Genomic DNA, 14699 nt, shown 5'->3' with positions numbered 1-14699 from the left:
GACTTGTGTGGTCATTTCAGCGCTCTTCGTCCGAAATTCTCAATTAGATAATCGATGTTGTGGGCATTGTTTGCAATTCGCTTCCAAAGCCAAACCATCAGGCAGCACATGAGCCCCCACGCGATGATAACGTCTGAAAGAAAATGGGCTCCAAACATGACACGATTAAACGATGCAAATAATAGAATGGGTGTGAGAATAGCCACGCTTGTCGCGCGCCATTTTGCCGGTATCAATACGATTATTGCAAGTGTTGCAGCAGCGGTAGCCGCTTCCCCTGAAGGGAATGAACAATTACGACCGCATTGAGCCGCATATTGCCAAACAGGCGTAAACTCAAACGAGCCGCCAAATTCAACCAAGCTGCGTGGCCGCGCACGTCCCATGAAATTTTTGAGAATCTGCACTGTAAGAAATGGCCCCATAAGAAACGTCAAAATGACGAAAAAAGCCTTGTGGGGAGGAAAGAGCTTAAACTTTCGCGGCTTAAGAGCGTAAAGAAATATGAGCACACACATCAGAACGAGCAGGTAGATCATCGCGCGGCGGTTGGCGTTGCGTATTGCCAGCAGGATTGAATTTTCCGACAGCGGAAAGGTGTGGCCAGTTGCAAAAAAGCGTGTAACTGCCAAATCAAACGCAGGAAACATAATAAAAATGAGACTGGATGCCAGGAGAAAGCCGATAGCACGCGTCGTGTAAGCGGACAGCCATCTGTGCTGGGCAACATCCGCCCGATAAGAAATATCGCTGCCGCTGGAAACAAGATTGTGCATTTCGATAGCCTTGCAAAATTAACATGGCCACGACTTGTACCCCGATTGTCAAGAAATGATGGAGGACACATCTGTCTCCTGTCAAAGCACAACAGCAGGTCTGCATATCTGTTGTTTGGAAATTGCTTGTTGATCTTTTCTCCGGCATAACGCGTCCTGAAACATAGACTATAATAGAAGTTCGGAGCCCAAGGTGGAAAACAGCCTCATTCTGGTCGTCGAGGATGAGCCGGAAATCGCGCAAATTCTATGTGCTTATCTGGAACGGGAGGGATATCGGACGGTTCGCGCAGCTGATGGTGAAACAGCATTGCAACATCATACACTTCTCTCGCCAGATCTCGTTTTACTCGATGTGCGGCTCCCCAAAATGGATGGCTTTACCGTGCTTGGCCGTTTACGTCAGGCTGAAAACACACCCGTTATTATGATAACTGCACTGGCAGAGGATCTGGATCGGCTCAGTGGGCTGCGCTTGGGAGCGGATGATTATATTGTGAAACCGTTCAATCCGCAGGAGGTTGTTGCACGCGTTAAAGCGGTGCTTCGTAGAACCAACGCAGCCTTATCAGAGACGGTGCGCCGTTTCGGCAATTTCGAAGTCGACTTCAAGGCATATTCGGCTTTTGTACACACAGATGAAAGGCGTGTCCCCTTACAGCTCACCCTGAGCGAGTTTCGTATTCTCGCTTACATGATCCGCAGGCCGACGCATGCTTTTGAACGAGCCGATATTCTGGACGCCTGCTTGCCGGAAAGTGAAGCGCTTGAGCGGACGGTCGACACCCATATTTCAAATCTGAGGCGGAAGCTTGAAGAGCTGGGCCAGACTGGCTTTTTTTCGGCGGTGCGGGGCATCGGTTACCGCTTTTGTGATCCAAAATGAAGCTTCCTGCTCTTTCACTCGCTACACAGACAGCCGTCATTATTGCTGCGATGCTGCTGCTCAGTGTCGGATTGGCTTACGTAGGTGTTAATTGGTATTCGTCCTATCTTGAGGAAAGTCTGTTACAGACACTGCCAAGCGGTGCGGCGAATGCCTACCGGGACTTGAATGCGGGTGTATTGCCTGACACAGCGGGCCTCAAAGAGCTATTTGAATCACTCAATGGGCTTTCCGAACCTTTAGATTGGCATCTTTACGTTTCAGTTCTGGTATCCGGCCTGCTTTCAGCACTGATCTGCAGTGCGATAGGGATCTATTTGGCGAGAAGAATTGCGCAGCCACTTGAACAGTTAACAGTGGTTGCTGAAGCTTTGAAGTCGGGCGATTTTTCGGTCCGAATGACGGGTTCTCATAAGAGCACCATAGAAGTGTCGAGCCTTATTGATAGCTTCAATGCACTTGCAACAAGCCTTCAGGATATGGAAAACAGACTGCAATTCAATAACATGGCCGTTGCACACGAGTTGCGCACGCCGCTCACGATTTTACGTGGCACAATGCAGGGCATGGTTGATGGCGTTTTTCCGATGGAAAAGAAGGCTTTGGAAAATCTTCTTTTGCAGGCTGAAGGATTGTCGCGAATTGTCGAAGACCTTCGAACATTATCCCTTGCAATCGGCCAGAAACTTGTCATCCACACCGAGCGGATAGAACTTTCCGGACTGATTGAAGGTGTTCTGCATTCTGCAAAGCCAATGTTTGATACAAGTCATATTGCGGTTGAAACGGCGCTGCAGCCGGTTGTTGTATCGGGAGATTCTCAGCGTATCCGACAAGCAATCTTGGCGCTTCTTGAGAATGCTTGCAGATATGCAGAAACGGGCGCGAGCCTGCGATGCGAAATAGACAAGCTGGATGATGGTTTTGTCGCAATTCGAATCCTGGATCGTGGTCCCGGCTTTCCAAAGGATATGTGTGGCGTTGAAGTGAAACCATTTTGGCGCGGGGAAATATCGCGATCGCGAGCCACTGGCGGAACAGGGCTGGGGCTTTCAGTGGTTCAGGCGATCGTGATCGCTCATGGCGGAAAGCTGGACCTGCAAAATAGATCTGGCGGCGGCGCATCGGTGTCGATCATTCTTCCGGGCCATGGTGACGATAACGGTAACCGGCATTCCGTCAATGAACCTTAGCGAATAGACAAAACGGGGGGCTCACTAGAGTATCCGTTTTATTCAAGCGATCATAGCAGGTATAACGACCATCACCGAAGGCAAAAGGCCAACGCATTACCCTCGCCGCCGACCGGGCCTATAATCTCGAAGCCTCTGTGGAGAGCTCGCGCCCGCAGCGCCTTGAAGAGGTGTTCGGCTGGATCAGGGCAAAGGCCAAGGTCCGGGGCAGACCGCTAAAGCGCATTCTGAAAACTGTGAACCGGCTTTCGAGTAAGATGCGCGTTTAAGCAATTGATTAGAGTGCCGATCAGATTGAAGCCGATCCAAGCGCACTCTAATCCGCCTGTTTACCCACTACGAGAGAAAAGCCAGACACTCTCACGTGGGATATCGACCCAGACCGGACCTTCTGGCAGCGCCTTGGGACCAAAAGCTTTTGCGGAGAAATCTCCGGCGCGCAAACGGTATTCCCAGCGATCACCAAGATACAAGCAGGCATCAAGATGCATTTCCCTGCGTTGTTGACCGGGTGCATCGTGCACTGCAATCTGTTCGACCCGGATCACGGCTTTGTCATCCTTTTCCTCGCTTTTGCCAACGATAACCCCAACCAAATGCCAGTTGGTTCCATGAATACTGGCCGCTTCACCTGTTCGACGGATCTCGCCATTGGCTATATTATTTGCGCCCAGAAAATCGGCTGCGTAGAAAGTTTTCGGCTTGGTGTAGATGTCTTGTGGCGTTCCTTCCTGAACGATAGCGCCATTGCGCAGCAGCAGGATGTTGTCAGAAGCAGCAAGCGCTTCCGATTGGTCATGGGTGACAAGTACTCCGCAGATCTCGAGATCCAGGATCAGTTTGCGGATCCAGTACCGTGCTTCCTCGCGCAACTTCGCATCAAGATTAGAAAGTGGCTCATCCATGAGAAGCACACGCGGTTCATAAACCAGCGCACGGCAAATGGCGACGCGTTGCTGCTGACCGCCGGAAAGCTGATCCGGATAACGCTCTGCAAGGTGACCAAGGCCAATCTTTTCCAGCGTTGCTTGCACACGCTTGCCTGCTTCAACCTTATTGACGCCGCGCAATTTCAGGCCATAGGCAACGTTCTCCATCACCGTGCGATGAGGCCAAAGCGCATAGGATTGAAACACAAGGCCAATATTACGGTTTTCCGGCGCAACAGTGAGCCCCTTACGACCATCCAACATCGGCTTGCCGCCAATGCTGATCAAACCTTCTTCAGGCTGCTCAAGGCCGGCGATGCAGCGCAACAAGGTCGTCTTTCCGCTGCCCGATGCACCAAGCAGCGAGACAATTGAACCGCGTTCAGCCGTAAACGATGCGCCTTGAAGAATATGAAGGCCGCCAAGATATTTGTGAACATCACGTACAACGAGTTCAGTCATGGATTTTTGCTCCCAGACGAAGGGCGAGACCAAGGCCTGCGCCGGTAAGAACGATACTGACAAAAGCGAGTGCTGCGATCGTGTCCATTGCGCCGGACTGGATCATCGAAACCATCAGAGAACCGATAACTTCGGTTCCAGCGCTCATGAGATAAATGCCGGTTGCGTAGTCGCGCAGAAAAACAATCATGATCAGTGCCCATGCACCAACAAGACCAGGGCGCACGATCGGAATGACGATATCGCGCCATGTTTGGCCAATGGTTGCACCTGTTGTGCGCGCTGCTTCTTCCAGTTCCGGGCTAACTTGAATGAGTGTGCCTTGCAGAAGCCGAAGCCCATAGGAAAGACCAACAATCAGATAAGCAATGAACAGGCTTATCAATGTCGTTCGAAGTGGCACGAGAAACGGAATGAACAGGAAGAGCCAGAAGAAGGCGAGACCAATGATCAGGCTTGGCATCGAACGCGGCAGCAAAACCATATAGTCAAGCACCGTATTGGACACATCACGATTACGATGGCCTGCAAGACCGACCACGAGGTAAATGGCGACCGCCGCAGCGCCGCCCACGACTGCAAGGATGACCGTATTGAGAACGCCTCGATAAAGGCTTGGAACTTCAACAAGGGCATTGAAATGCTTGACGGTGAGATGGGCGAAAGGATTGACGCCCTGCCCCCAGGCATCAACGAAAGCGCGCAATATGATACCGCCAATTGGCAAGATAACTGACAGGAAGAGCCAGAAGCCGATAATAGAAAGCGCAATGATCTGCCCTGCCTTACCAAGGCGCATAACAGTGGTGCGCGAACCTTTGCCGCCAAGGGCTGCATATCGACGGCTATGGCGCAACAGCCGACGCTGATACCACACCAACGGCAAGGTGAGGAGCACCAGCAACACAACCACAACGGCCATCAGCTGATAGGTTGGCACACCAAAAAGCGTGGTAAGCTTATAGATATAGGTGGTCAGAACATTAATGCCGCTTGGATCGCCCAGAACCAGAGGAACACCAAACATCTCAAAGCCGATCAGCAGGTTAAGGGCTGTTGCGAAGATGAGTGCAGGCAAAACCATCGGAACCGTAACATCCCAGCACACGCGCCAGACGGGTGCTCCGGTGATACGTGCAGCTTCTTCCAGATCAGAAGGCAGGTTGCGCATTGCTGCCGATACATACAGGTAAACATGCGGAACATGCGCAAGGCCGGTAACCAGTACAATGCCGCTCAGCGAATAGATATTCCAGGGTACGAAACCGAAAATATCACGCGCAAGAATTGACACAAATCCAGATGGCCCGATAGCGACCGTATATCCAAACGCCAGAACCAGTGCGGAAATAAACATCGGAACCAGCACGATGACTTCAAGCACCTTGCGAAACCGGACATCGGTACGCGTGAGCAAAAAAGAAAGTGCTGCGCCAAGAGGAACGGCGATCAGCACCATGCCCACAGCCATGATGATCGTGTTCCACAAGGAGTCATAAAACATCGGATCAACGAGGATATATTCATAGGCACTGAGCCCTAATTGAGCATTCGCACTGAAAAACGGCCCATCGAGAAAGCTCTGATAAATGATCAGACAAATCGGTGTGAGGACACACAGTGTCAGCAACCCGATCACAAGCCGCCTGAACAACAGCGCTTCACCGGGTGCGCGCGGTGTCTTCAGACGCACCTGGCGAGGCACTTCGCGGGTCAGCTTTTGGGTATAGATATCCGCCGGCATGGATTGCAACCTCCGGGAAACAAGCGATTTTCAAAATGGAACTGCCTGACGGCAATGGTGCTCCGTGAACCGGGCAGGCATCCGTGTCTTCACGGGGGAAAGACGCGATGCACTGGCCCGGCTCCGGGATGAGCCGGTTTAAACCGACAGGGCTTGGATAATGATCAACCCTTCAGCGCTGCGCGCCATGCATTGAGAAATTTCATTCGCTTCATAGGGTCCATGAATTGCAGAAGGGTTTCATCAAGCGCGATCGGCTTGAGGTTGCCACCAACCATCTCATTGAGCGTATCGATATTATAACCTTCTGTCGCATCCTTACGCAGCGCAGGCATTCCCTTGGAAGCAAGGGCTGTCTGGCCTTCCTGCGAGAGCAGGAAATCGACAAAGAGCTTTCCAGCGTTCGGATGCGGCGCATCTTTCAGAACACCGGTAACGCGTGAGAAGGCTGGCGTATAATCCTTGCCGAAGGCCACACCGAGATTTGGCGCACTCTTTACCCAATCCAGCGCATACGAACCGATCAGATTGTAAGCAAGGACATTCTCACCCGAAACCACAGTCTCACGCATCGAGCCAGTCGAGGAGTAGGACTTTCCCTTAGCCTTGCCAAGCGCTTTGGTCATATCCCAAAAGGTGTCGGTATTGTTCATATCGTTGGTCTGAATGAGAAAACCAACGCCGGATTTCTCGGGATCAAAAGTCGCGATACGACCGTTATAGTCACCGCTGGAAATGAAGTTAATCAGGTCTTCGCGCGTTTGCGGAACTTTGTCTTCCGGCAGCGCTGTCTTGTTATAGATCATGCCAATCGGCTCGATCGATGTCGCATAAACGATATCTTTATAAACTGCCCAGCTCGGCAGTGAGGGACTTTCCGCTGATTTAAATGCTTCCAGATAGCCATCGACAGCAAGTTTTACGCCCTGATCCATTGCCGAGGTCCAGAACACGTCGCCACCCACTTGCTTTGCAGCAGCTTCCGAAATCACACGATTATAAACGCCGTTTGTACCAATATCGTTATAATCAACGCGGATATCCGGATACTTTTTTGCAAACGCATCAAGCGCTGCCTGCGCTTGCGCCTGATCGGTGGCCGAATAAATGGTGACTGAACCTTCTTTGCGAGCCGCCTCAACGAGGTCATCGCTCGCAGCCAGCGCTGGCATAGCAAAAGCCAATGTCGCAGCGCACATTATCAACGCATAAGAGAAAGATTTTTTCACGTTCATAGTCCTCCCAAAATTAGTTCTCAATTTCGAGGGGAGAGACATCGCACGATTTGAAACGCTTTATATTTATAAAAAAGCAGTTTTCGCTTCGATTTTACTGAAAAAACGATAGCGCTTCCGCTTCTCTCGAAGCAGACTAAAGTTTTTATAAAATCGACATCCTCCCAACAACATAGGAAACCCATTCGCTCCCACGAGCGGATCACCTCAATACATAGATTGACTGCCGAAACTGTCAGCAACCTGTCAAAACCGGGCAGGATTTTATTGCTATCGGTAATTTTTCATGTCATCTATAAATCATGCGCATCCTATTGGTTGAAGACACCCGGGATGTCGGGGAGGCAATCAATCAACGGCTGGAGCGAGTGGGACACTCGGTTGATTGGGAAACAGACGGGCTAGCCGCAGCTGAAATTCTCGACTTTACCGATTATGATCTGATCATTCTTGACGTCATGCTGCCTGGGCTTGATGGCTTTGAGATATTGCGTCGCATCCGCGCGGCGAAAAAAATCGTTCCGGTTCTGATACTAACAGCACGCTCCGAGATCGAAGACCGGGTCAGCGCGCTCGATCTTGGCGCAGACGACTATCTGGTTAAGCCTTTTGATTTTCGCGAGCTCGAAGCACGGGTGCGTGTTTTGTTACGCCGCAACAGTGGCGAAACAACCAACATCATTTCTTGTGGCAATCTGCAGCTTGATCGGCAAAGCCGTAACGTACACATAGGCAATCGTGAGGTTCAGCTGAAACGACGCGAAATTGCGATACTGGAAGTTTTTGCGACCCGCCCGGGCCGACTGTTCAGCAAGGATGAACTGATGGATGCTCTGTTTGGCTTCGACGAGGGCGTCAATCACAATGCGGTCGAACTTTACATCTCCAGAATACGCAAAAAAATCGAAGGATCCGGCGTTTCGATTGTTACGCAGCGCGGTATTGGCTATCAGCTGGTGATCGATGAGAACGCGTGAACCATCGCTTTTTTCACGCCTTATCGTTCGTGTTGGCGTGGTTTTGCTCATTGGCGCGAGCATCCTGATCACCGCTGCCTGGTATTATGGTCGGACAGCCGCCAATAAGACCTATGATCAGTTATTGCGGGGCGCAGCCCTTCAGATCGCTGACGGCATTACCCAGACTGATGGCAAGCTGATCGTCAACTTGCCGTCTTCGGCGTTTGAACTTCTTGGCTTTGCAGAAAGAGACCGTATTTTCTATCGCATTGTCGGACCGGATGGAGCCTTGGTCAGCGGTTATCCTGATCTCAATATTAAGGACGATCTCATTGCTGCGCGCCGCAATCCGAAATTGGAGACTGAACACTATCGCGGTGCGGAAGTTCGCGTCATCACGGTCGCGCGCGCACTTGCCGATCAAGCGCAAAGTGGATGGGTCTATGTGGTTTTGGCCCAGACGACTGAAGCGCGCCGAGCGCTTGCGGGTGAGATAACGCAAAGGGCGATGTTTATTGTTGGCATTATGATTTTGCTTGGGCTGGGCGGGACCTTTCTGGCGGTGCGTTATGCACTGAAACCTGTAACCAACCTCGCCCATGCACTTCGCCTGCGTAACCCGGAAGATTTGACTCCAATGCAGACGCCGGCACCGCAAGAATTGCAGCCTTTTGTGGGTGCAATCAATCATTTCATGACACGGCTGGACCAGCGTGTTGTACGCCTTCAACAGTTTATTGCAGATGCTGCCCACCAGATACGCACGCCGTTAACGGCTCTTTCCGCGCAAGTCGATATGCTCGACGAAGATAGAATGAGCCAGAGTGATCGCGAGCGCACTCAACGGATTAAAACACGCACCAGTGAATTGGCTCGATTGACCAATCAATTGCTTAGCCACGCCATGGTTATCCATCGTTCCGGCATCATCAAACTTGAGAAGGTGAACCTTGTTGAAGTGGCGCGCGTGGCATTCAACCACACGATCCCGCTAACCGTTGACCCGGACATGGTCATTTCTTTTGAGGCAGGGCGACCGGATTTAATTGTTAAGGGCGACCCGGTCAGCTTACGGGAAGCCATTGCCAATATCATCAGCAATGCACTGCGCCATGGCGCCATTTCGCGTCTTGATGTGCGCGTCATGAAGTTTGGCAAGCGCATTTGCGTGGAAGTCGAAGACGATGGCCCCGGCATTCCGCCAGAGAAATGGGATCAGATGTCGCGCCGTTTTAATGCTGCTTCGTCCAAGGCGGCTTCTGCATCGGGACTTGGTTTCGCTATAGCCGCTGAAGTTGCGCTTGCACACAACGGCCTGATCCGATTCCGGGAAAAAGGCTCTGCGGGCTTTACGGTGATACTCGACCTGCCAAGCGCATCGGAGAACCCAGCTTGAAAACCTATTTTCTAACTGCCCTGCTCATAACCATAGCGATCACTACAGCACACGCTCAATCAGATGAGGGTACAACGACCCATTTTCCGGCATTCGGCAAAGAAACAGGTCGGCTTGTGATCAAGGGTGCGGCTGACACCTCGGCCTTAAAGCCATTGATACGCGATTTTCAGGAAGAAGAGCCACATATTGCAGTCGACTACACAGACTTCGTGACCAATGATCTCTATCTAGAAGCAGATGAAGCATGTCGTGAAGGTCAGAATTTTGGTGATCTGCTGATATCCTCCTCTGTGGATCAGATGGTGAAGCTTGCCAATGACGGATGTGCGCAGCCACATATTTCTGCGCAAACACGAGCAATGGAAAACCACACCAACAATTGGCGTGATGAGGTTTATGGTTTCACCTTCGAACCATCTGTCATCGTGTATCACAGCGATTACGTCTTGCCGCAGGACGTTCCGCACACACGTGGCGAGCTTGCCGACCTTCTGCGGCGTAAGCAGGAATATTATAGAGGACATGTTGCAACATATGATTTACGGCAATCGGGAGTTGGCTATCTTCTCGCCTTCCTCGACGCTGAGCAAAACTCCACGGCTTATGGGCGGCTGCTGGAGAGCATGAGCCGGGTTGATACGCAACTTCGCTGTTGCAACAATTCGATCTTATCCGACATCGAAGATCGAAAAATATATATAGGTTACAATATCATAGGGTCTTACGCATATGCCGCGAGCCTACGCAATCCAAAGCTGAAAATCGTATTGCCACGCGATTACACGCTTGTATTGAGCCGTGCTGCACTCATCCCTCAGAAAGCGAAACATCCTGAACTTGCAGCGCGTTTTATCGATTATCTTCTATCCGAGCGCGGCAGGCGGGTCGCCCGAGAAAAAGCATTCTTCTTTTCGCGAGATGGCGCTCTGCCTTCAGGGATTGATGGCCCTTCATCGCTGATCGAAAGCGGCGTTGGTCGCCTTGTGCGCATCAGTCCAGCGCTGCTTGCAACGCAGGACGCCGCACAGCGAAAAAGATTCATCGACGAATGGATTGAAGTGATGGCAGCAAAAGATAGTCATAAAACAGAATAATCATAGGCTGGTATAACAGGCGCTCATCGGAAAAATTTTGAATATTCCAGTCAAAGTATAGAGCCACACTCGCTGCCAAAGAACTCCCCATACCCACCGGCGCAAGGTATATGCAACAACACTTCTTCGCGCCCCTCACATAGATAAATTTAGAGGTTATCAAAGGCGGTTTATCGACCGCCCGTGGGGCATAGAAATAATTGATTAAGCTTGTGATTAATCTATCGGAAATATGCTTGAATTCGGCCCGAATAATTATAATTATGACGTTCTCAAAAACTAAATATTTAAAGAAAAGGGTAAAGATCAGGTGGCCAGCAGCAGCGATCCGACATTCGCATTACTAAGATTGAATCCTGCTAAATGGCAGTGGAGCAGAGCAATACGATCTTTTGTTTGTATTGGCGCACCCTTTACACTGGGCTTAATTCTTGGTGACATCATGACTGGCATGTGGATTGCCATGGGGTGCCTGATGATGATCACGGGGGAGAGTTCAGGCAGCTATCGCTCCATATTTGCAAAGATACTCATTTCCGCACCTTTGGGCGCACTCGGCTATCTGTTGGGCTACCTTGGATCCTTGCCGTGGGGTGCGGTGGTTGTCTTGATGATGGTTGTTGGATTTGCATCTGTTTTGTTAAGTACTAAGAGTAGAGCGCTATCCATTGGTACGTTGCAAACCCTGCTTCTCGCTTCAATTGCCCTTGGTGTTCCTGCAATTTCTCCCTTTTGGGAACCTGCACTTCTCTATCTGGTGGGCGCTTTATTTTACGCCTTGGTACTCGGCGTTGAAGTCCTGATCCGGGGCTGGCATGCACAGGATGAGCCAACGAAAACGGCGCCCAGCACTGCATCACATGCATCCAACACAACTTCTTTGCCTACCGCTTTCGCCTTCGCTGTTTGCCTTGGTGCAGCATACTCGATTCATTGGTTCAATCACGAAGCACACTGGTTTTGGGTGCCACTGACGGTCGGTCTCGTAATGAAGCCTGATTTTGGCTCTATCAGAGATCGCGCAGTTCAGAGAATTATTGGTACTTTGGTAGGTGTGCTGATCGGCGCTCTGGCGCTTGCGCTCACCCCGAAGGGCTTGGCTTTGATTATCCTGATGTCTCTGCTCGCCGGAATATTGCCTTGGGCGATGCAACGCTCTTACGTTTTGCAGGCAATTTTTCTCACACCATTAATTTTGATACTTGTTGACATCATTGTTCCCGGAACGCGCGATATAGATTATGGAATGCAGCGGCTGATCGATACTGGAATTGGAGGCATCATTGTCGTTGTTTTGGGCTTCTTGCCACTCAAGTACATACAACCCAAACCAGCAGACCTTTGACCGCAGTTTTAGTTGAGATTATTAAACGAAGGCTTTTCATTGCTACGTCTCTGAACTCGCTCGGCTGCTTTCACGCCCGAGCGAGAGAGCGTATTTTATATCTTCATTCATAGGATGATCTCGGATAATCACGCTTTACAATGCAATCTGCAGTAACGCCGGATAAAGTGTCAGTTGATTGACACCCAATTTTGCGGACTACCCGATTGGTGGTCATTTTTGTGCGCTACGCCGTTTGTCCAACGTCCTTGTAATTGGACATGCATGGCATTTTTACCTGACAGAATCCCGTTATGTTTAAGCAAAAATTGCAGCGGGTGCTTTCCCTGAACTTGGTACTATTTCGGCTGAAAAGAGCGCTGAAGCATTTGTCGAAAAGCTGGCAAATCTCAGCTGTGATCTTGGCGTGCAGCAGACGTTGCGCGAAGTTAGATGCTCGCTTAACCATGTATCGCGCCAGCGATATACGTTCATGTGCTCGTTCTGCACCAGTGAAATCTGCTCGACGCCACCACCTATGGCGATGGCCATACCATCGCAGGTAATCTGCTTGGCAGCTGTTGCGATAGCCATCAGCCCCGAAACGCATTGGCGATCCATCGACTGGCCGGGAAACGACGCTGGAAGACCGGCGCGTACCAATGATGTTCGGGCAATATTCATATGAGTTGTGCCTTGCTGAAGCGCAGCACCCATAATAATATCCTCCACTTCCGCACCATTAATACCCGCATGCTCGACCGCCGCGGCAATCGCATGCCCTACCAACGCTGGCGCGGACGTATCATTAAACTCTCCGCGAAAAGCCTTATCAATCGGTGTACGCGCAGTTGAAACGATTACAGCTTCTCTCATCAGAGACCCTCTACTGGTGCTGAAATATAAATCCGTTCAGCCAACGCTCTATGTTTCGATGTAAGCGGAACAGGTCGGCGCGTATGACGATCAACGTAGACATGCACATACTCACTGATTGTTGCAGTCAGGTCTTCCCCCGTCCTTGAAGATTCCAAATCCCCATAGCAAGCTGGTATTGCCGATATGCTCAACGCGACCCCCGATGGCGATGTTTTCAGGGTAGGAAATATCCGAGAACTAATTCGTCGCACTGCGTGCAACGATACCGACGGGCGTGGAGCCGTTCAACTCCAGAGCGCCCGCAGCTATGAGCGAACGATTCAAAGCAGCATCGGCAATACTGCATGTAGACGACATTATTGATATGGCCATGAATGTCCATATCACCCAAGCGTGTTTGCATGTGTTAAAACTCTCGGTAGGCTGAACGAGATTCAGCTTTCAGACGAATCTTTTGAATTGTCATTCGAGGACATCGTGCGCCCTCGACGTTGCAATGATGCGATCCACATGCGCCAAACCGGCATCGGTTTCGATAAAGTTCATCACATCATCGATTTTTGTGAAAGCGGCAGCAACCGCTTCTGGCGTGCGCGCGTCCTTCCGCAAATAGACACCTTCGCTTTCCACAATCGCCATGCGTGCAACAGTGGACTTCCCCTTCAAAAGTGGAGGGCTTCTGTTAGACAGGACTGACAGGAGATTTAGAATTGAAGCAGCGAGAATTTACAGAAGAGTCCAAGCGGGAAGCCGTTCGTATTTTAACCACGAGTTGTCGCAGCATTTCCCCGCTTTCCGAGGACCTTGGCATTGGCAAATCAACACTTGAGCGTTGGCGGTGTAATTTTGCTGAGAAAGATTTGCTCTCCGGTCCGCATGAAGACATAAGCCAGGAGCTTGCTCAGCTCCGTAAAGAAAACGAACTTCTGCGACAGGAACGTGATCTATTAAATTGAAGCAGGGAAAACGATTCAGTGAATCGTTTTCCCTGCGCAACGCGACGGCCTTCTTCGCTCGAGTTGAGGCGGATAAGAAAACAGTCCGGTGAACTGTTTTCCCGCCGAACAGTCGATGAAGTTTGCGTTCATCGACACGGAGAAGGCCCATATGTCTCTTTTACGGCTATGTGCGTTCGCAGATGTCAGCATCAGCGGCTATTATGCATAGCGAATTGAAATGAAGAAGGTATTCGAGCACGCCGTCACCGTACGGCACGACTGAGTGCCAAGAAAACGGTGTTAAAGCCCGGCAGAAAACACGTTTCAAACGCGCGACAGACAGTAATCATGGTGAACCCGTCGCTCCCAATCTGCTGGATTAGGACTTACCTGTGATGAACCGGATCAGAAATGGGGGGTCGACATCAGTTATATATGGACGGCCGAAGGCTGGCTGTATCTGGCAATCATTGTCGATCTTTTCTCTCGCCGTATTATCAGCTGGGAAGCACGTGACCGGATGAAGAAGGATCTGGCACCCTGTATTCCAGACCAGAAATGACGTAATCAATGCCATTGGCGAATATATTGATGGGCTCTCAAATCCCCTGCGCAGACACTCTGCAGGAAGCAGCGGAGACATTGCGTGGCCTAATTGAGAAGATTTCACTGACGCCGGGGCCGGAACGCGGCGAGATTTACGCGACACTGCACGGCGAACTGGACACGATCCTGAACTGGACCGAGCGGCAAGCCATTGGAAAGGCTGTAAAAACAACAAAACCCGCAGCGGATGCTACGGGTTTGTCGTTATCAGTGGTTGCGGGGGCAGGATTTGAACCTGCGGCCTTCAGGTTATGAGCCTGACGAGCTACCGGGCT

The 14699-nt window shown here is 50.8% G+C and carries 12 protein-coding genes and 2 pseudogenes; 8 read left to right on the top strand and 6 right to left on the bottom strand.

Annotation, left to right across the window (positions count from 1 at the left end):
• Positions 1 to 11: 11 nt before the first annotated feature.
• A complete protein-coding gene (locus ABE530_RS18005; protein WP_499695471.1) occupies positions 12 to 776 on the bottom strand; it encodes a phosphatase PAP2 family protein in 765 nt (254 codons plus the stop codon).
• A 193-nt stretch (positions 777 to 969) separates the two neighbouring features.
• On the opposite strand from ABE530_RS18005, the gene ABE530_RS18000 reads away from it, so the two are divergent.
• Both ABE530_RS18000 and ABE530_RS17995 read left to right on the top strand, forming a co-directional pair.
• Positions 970 to 1662, top strand: a complete 693-nt coding sequence (locus tag ABE530_RS18000) for a response regulator (protein WP_265985915.1) — start codon at positions 970 to 972, stop codon at positions 1660 to 1662.
• Positions 1659 to 2855, top strand: coding sequence for an ATP-binding protein (locus tag ABE530_RS17995; protein WP_499695470.1), 1197 nt, complete (start codon positions 1659 to 1661; stop codon positions 2853 to 2855). Before ABE530_RS18000 ends, ABE530_RS17995 begins: the two co-directional genes overlap by 4 nt.
• A 329-nt stretch (positions 2856 to 3184) precedes the next feature.
• Here ABE530_RS17995 and ABE530_RS17990 read toward each other — a convergent pair whose 3' ends face one another.
• The 3 genes from ABE530_RS17990 to ABE530_RS17980 all read right to left on the bottom strand — a co-directional run bounded on the left by ABE530_RS17990 (position 3185) and on the right by ABE530_RS17980 (position 7225).
• A complete protein-coding gene (locus ABE530_RS17990; RefSeq protein ID WP_499695469.1) occupies positions 3185 to 4246 on the bottom strand; it encodes an ABC transporter ATP-binding protein in 1062 nt (353 codons plus the stop codon).
• Positions 4239 to 5990 carry an ABC transporter permease gene (locus ABE530_RS17985; RefSeq protein WP_499695468.1) on the bottom strand — a complete coding sequence of 584 codons (1752 nt, stop codon included), beginning with the start codon at positions 5988 to 5990 and terminating at the stop codon, positions 4239 to 4241. The genes ABE530_RS17990 and ABE530_RS17985 overlap by 8 nt, the downstream gene beginning before the upstream one ends.
• A gap of 164 nt (positions 5991 to 6154) precedes the next feature.
• Positions 6155 to 7225 carry an ABC transporter substrate-binding protein gene (locus ABE530_RS17980; protein ID WP_499695467.1) on the bottom strand — a complete coding sequence of 357 codons (1071 nt, stop codon included), beginning with the start codon at positions 7223 to 7225 and terminating at the stop codon, positions 6155 to 6157.
• 302 nt (positions 7226 to 7527) lie between these two features.
• Here ABE530_RS17980 and ABE530_RS17975 point away from each other — a divergent pair, with 302 nt between their 5' ends.
• The 4 genes from ABE530_RS17975 to ABE530_RS17960 all read left to right on the top strand — a co-directional run bounded on the left by ABE530_RS17975 (position 7528) and on the right by ABE530_RS17960 (position 12022).
• Complete coding sequence (locus ABE530_RS17975; protein ID WP_499695466.1) at positions 7528 to 8202, top strand: response regulator transcription factor; 675 nt, start codon at positions 7528 to 7530, stop codon at positions 8200 to 8202.
• Entirely contained in the window at positions 8189 to 9580 is a 1392-nt protein-coding gene (locus tag ABE530_RS17970) for a sensor histidine kinase (protein ID WP_499695465.1), read from the top strand. The genes ABE530_RS17975 and ABE530_RS17970 overlap by 14 nt, the downstream gene beginning before the upstream one ends.
• Positions 9577 to 10677 carry an ABC transporter substrate-binding protein gene (locus tag ABE530_RS17965; protein WP_499695464.1) on the top strand — a complete coding sequence of 367 codons (1101 nt, stop codon included), beginning with the start codon at positions 9577 to 9579 and terminating at the stop codon, positions 10675 to 10677. Before ABE530_RS17970 ends, ABE530_RS17965 begins: the two co-directional genes overlap by 4 nt.
• Positions 10678 to 10987: 310 nt before the next feature.
• Entirely contained in the window at positions 10988 to 12022 is a 1035-nt protein-coding gene (locus ABE530_RS17960) for an FUSC family protein (RefSeq protein ID WP_499695463.1), read from the top strand.
• 429 nt (positions 12023 to 12451) lie between these two features.
• Here ABE530_RS17960 and ABE530_RS17955 read toward each other — a convergent pair.
• Both ABE530_RS17955 and ABE530_RS17950 read right to left on the bottom strand, forming a co-directional pair.
• Positions 12452 to 12877 (bottom strand): annotated as a pseudogene (locus ABE530_RS17955) (thiolase family protein); the annotation flags it as partial.
• Between the two features lie 465 nt (positions 12878 to 13342).
• Entirely contained in the window at positions 13343 to 13546 is a 204-nt protein-coding gene (locus tag ABE530_RS17950) for a hypothetical protein (RefSeq protein ID WP_499695462.1), read from the bottom strand.
• A 26-nt stretch (positions 13547 to 13572) separates the two neighbouring features.
• On the opposite strand from ABE530_RS17950, the pseudogene ABE530_RS17945 reads away from it, so the two are divergent.
• Both ABE530_RS17945 and ABE530_RS17940 read left to right on the top strand, forming a co-directional pair.
• Positions 13573 to 14441, top strand: a pseudogene (locus ABE530_RS17945) (DDE-type integrase/transposase/recombinase); the annotation flags it as partial.
• On the top strand, positions 14410 to 14679 hold the full coding sequence (locus ABE530_RS17940; RefSeq protein ID WP_499695478.1) for a hypothetical protein: 270 nt from the start codon (positions 14410 to 14412) through the stop codon (positions 14677 to 14679). The pseudogene ABE530_RS17945 and the gene ABE530_RS17940, both read left to right, overlap by 32 nt.
• Positions 14680 to 14699 lie beyond the last annotated feature (20 nt).

Source organism: Brucella sp. TWI559 (genome assembly GCF_039674265.1).
Taxonomy (GTDB): domain Bacteria; phylum Pseudomonadota; class Alphaproteobacteria; order Rhizobiales; family Rhizobiaceae; genus Brucella; species Brucella chromiisoli.
Note: the sequence above shows the minus strand (reverse complement) of the source record. Positions and strands in the feature narration are given on the sequence as shown.

Excerpts from the sequence above, each read along its gene's own strand:
- ABE530_RS17990 (WP_499695469.1), bottom strand. The coding sequence starts at position 4,246 with ATGACTGAACTCGTTGTACGTGATGTTCACAAATATCTTGGCGGCCTT.
- ABE530_RS17970 (WP_499695465.1), top strand. The coding sequence starts at position 8,189 with ATGAGAACGCGTGAACCATCGCTTTTTTCACGCCTTATCGTTCGTGTT.
- ABE530_RS17985 (WP_499695468.1), bottom strand. The coding sequence starts at position 5,990 with ATGCCGGCGGATATCTATACCCAAAAGCTGACCCGCGAAGTGCCTCGC.
- ABE530_RS18005 (WP_499695471.1), bottom strand. The coding sequence starts at position 776 with ATGCACAATCTTGTTTCCAGCGGCAGCGATATTTCTTATCGGGCGGAT.
- ABE530_RS17995 (WP_499695470.1), top strand. The coding sequence starts at position 1,659 with ATGAAGCTTCCTGCTCTTTCACTCGCTACACAGACAGCCGTCATTATT.
- ABE530_RS17980 (WP_499695467.1), bottom strand. The coding sequence starts at position 7,225 with ATGAACGTGAAAAAATCTTTCTCTTATGCGTTGATAATGTGCGCTGCG.
- ABE530_RS17940 (WP_499695478.1), top strand. The coding sequence starts at position 14,410 with ATGGGCTCTCAAATCCCCTGCGCAGACACTCTGCAGGAAGCAGCGGAG.
- ABE530_RS17975 (WP_499695466.1), top strand. The coding sequence starts at position 7,528 with ATGCGCATCCTATTGGTTGAAGACACCCGGGATGTCGGGGAGGCAATC.